Source organism: Acidiplasma cupricumulans, from assembly GCF_001402935.1.
Taxonomy (GTDB): domain Archaea; phylum Thermoplasmatota; class Thermoplasmata; order Thermoplasmatales; family Thermoplasmataceae; genus Acidiplasma; species Acidiplasma aeolicum.
Map to the genome: position 1 here is coordinate 1 of NZ_LKBH01000145.1, position 2,291 is coordinate 2,291.

Annotated in this window: 3 protein-coding genes; 1 reads left to right on the top strand and 2 read right to left on the bottom strand. The window is 28.1% G+C overall.

Features of this window, described 5'->3' with window-relative positions:
• Nucleotides 1–46 precede the first annotated feature (46 nt).
• On the bottom strand, nt 47–1,150 hold the full coding sequence (gene gcvT / locus AOG55_RS04280) for a glycine cleavage system aminomethyltransferase GcvT (RefSeq protein ID WP_048102185.1): 1,104 nt from the start codon (nt 1,148–1,150) through the stop codon (nt 47–49).
• Nucleotides 1,151–1,282: 132 nt separating this feature from the next.
• Nucleotides 1,283–1,507: a hypothetical protein gene (locus AOG55_RS04285; RefSeq protein ID WP_048102186.1), complete on the bottom strand. Its 225-nt coding sequence runs from the start codon at nt 1,505–1,507 to the stop codon at nt 1,283–1,285.
• A gap of 174 nt (nt 1,508–1,681) precedes the next feature.
• Between AOG55_RS04285 and AOG55_RS04290 the strand changes: the two genes are divergently transcribed.
• The coding region (locus tag AOG55_RS04290; RefSeq protein WP_156318746.1) for an MFS transporter at nt 1,682–2,291 on the top strand (610 nt) is incomplete at its 3' end.

The following is a 2,291-nucleotide window of genomic DNA, read 5'->3' on the forward strand; positions in this document are numbered from 1 at the left end:
ATTATATTAACATCATTACCTTTCGTAAAAATCAAAAAATAAAAAATTAAAAAAGTTTTGGTTTTGATATCTGTGCTTTTACATATTTATCCCTAATTTTTATGTAAACTGGTTCATTGCTTTTCATAAAATCTTTATTAATATAGCCCAGGCCAATTCCAGTGTTAAGTATTGGTGATACTGACCCGCTTGTAATGTAACCTATTTCATCATCATTATGATATATTTTAAATCCTGGTCTTGGTATATTCTTATTTTCAAGTATAAATCCTCTGAATATAATTTTAAAATTATTTTTGTTTTCAATTAATTTTTCCCTTCCTATAAATTCATGGTTTAAATTTACAATAAATGATACTGACGCCTCGTAAGGAGTTTTATCCTCATTAAAATCCTGGCCTGATAAAAGCATTCCCTTTTCCATCCTTAATGTATCCCTTGCACCCAGCCCACACGGTCTGCCATCATAATTTTTTATTATATCAAGCAGCTTTTCCCATAATGAAGGTGCAATTTCATTCGGTATTATCAGTTCAACGCCCCTCTCTCCTGTATAACCTGTACCTGAAACCATCATAAAATTTTCATTTAATAACGGATTTAAAAATTGTATATTATTTAATAAAAAATGAAAGTTTTCTGGCATTTCTATTTTCATTTCCCCTAAAACTTCCGGCGTTTTTGGACCCTGAACTGCTATATGTGATATTTCATCAGAATGGTTGATTATTTTAATGCTATAACCTGTGGAATTTTTATTTAACCAGTTTATAATTCTCTCTATATTTGCTGCATTTGGTATTAAAAAGTATTTATCATCCCATAATTTATATATTATTGTATCATCTATCATTTTCCCATCTGTATCCAAAAAAGCGGTGTATGTGCATTCACCAATATTTAAATCTGAAATTTTTGTTGGAAATATATAATCAACAAATTTGTTAGCATCATTTCCCTCTATAATAACATCGCCCATATGTGATACATCAAATATCCCAACGTTTCTTCTTACAGCCATGTGCTCCTCGACTATTTTTGTATATTCAAGAGGCATTTCCCATCCATGAAAATTTGTCATTCTTGCATTTAATTTTAAGTGTTCATTATAAAGTGCTGTTCTTAGGGGTATACCCTTTTTTAGTTCCATCGGAAATGCACCCCCCTCCCCCTTAAACATCTTTTTTGCTGACTATTGTATAAAAAATATGCATTAATCAAACAATACCTCATAATAATGTAATATTAAGGATGGATTTAAACTTTAGATAATTTAAAAAAATTATTTTTTAACTATCTGGGTCTGTTTACCTTTTATTTCCCCAAGCCAGATTGTTAAAAGTCCAAATGCTATTACAGGTGAAACAAAGGAAATTAGGCCAACATCTCCCCAGCCATCATATCTTATTCCCCAAAACAAATAAAAAACTCCACCGATTAAAATTAGTATTATTCCAACGATAATGTATATACCTGTCATATTGAAAATTTTTTCACGATTAACCATTTCATTTTTAATATATAAAAGTTGCATAAAAAGTTTTTGAAATAAAAAGATAAATATAAATGTATCAATGAATCTATATAATCAATGTGAAATTTTATATTGCGATATATTGCAAAATAGAGAAACATAAATTCTTAAAAAAAATTTATATTTAAACGCCATTTTAAGATTAAAATGAATAAAAATATTGCTTTTACATCATTACCTGGATTCACTGCTGCATTGGAGGCAACAATGATTTTGCTTGCAATACCTGAAATATCAAAAGAATTTGGTGTATCATATTCAGAATCAACATTATTAATAATAATATTTGTAATAATAGAAACATTATTTGTTGTTCCCTTTTCATTAATAGCAGATAAATATGGAATTAAAAAAATAATGATAATAGGTTCATTTATAATGCTAATGGCATCAATATTAATTTTTCTTTCAAATAATTTTATTGTAATGCTATTATTAAGGGCTTTTCAGGGACTTGGGGGGTCAATGGTAATACTAACATCATTATCATATGCATCCTTAATGAGCCCTGATGTAAACAGGGGGAAATCAATAGGATTAAACCATACAATAATAAGTCTTGGATATGTTATTGGACTTCCATTAGGCGGCCTGATGGCATCTATAAATTATAAATATCTATTCCTATTTACAGCATTTTTATCATTGTTATCCATTATATTAATAATAAATATAGATGAAATAAGGGGAAAATCCGAAATAGGAAAATCATCATTTTATATTACATTATTATTTTCTGGGTTAATATTATCAATAA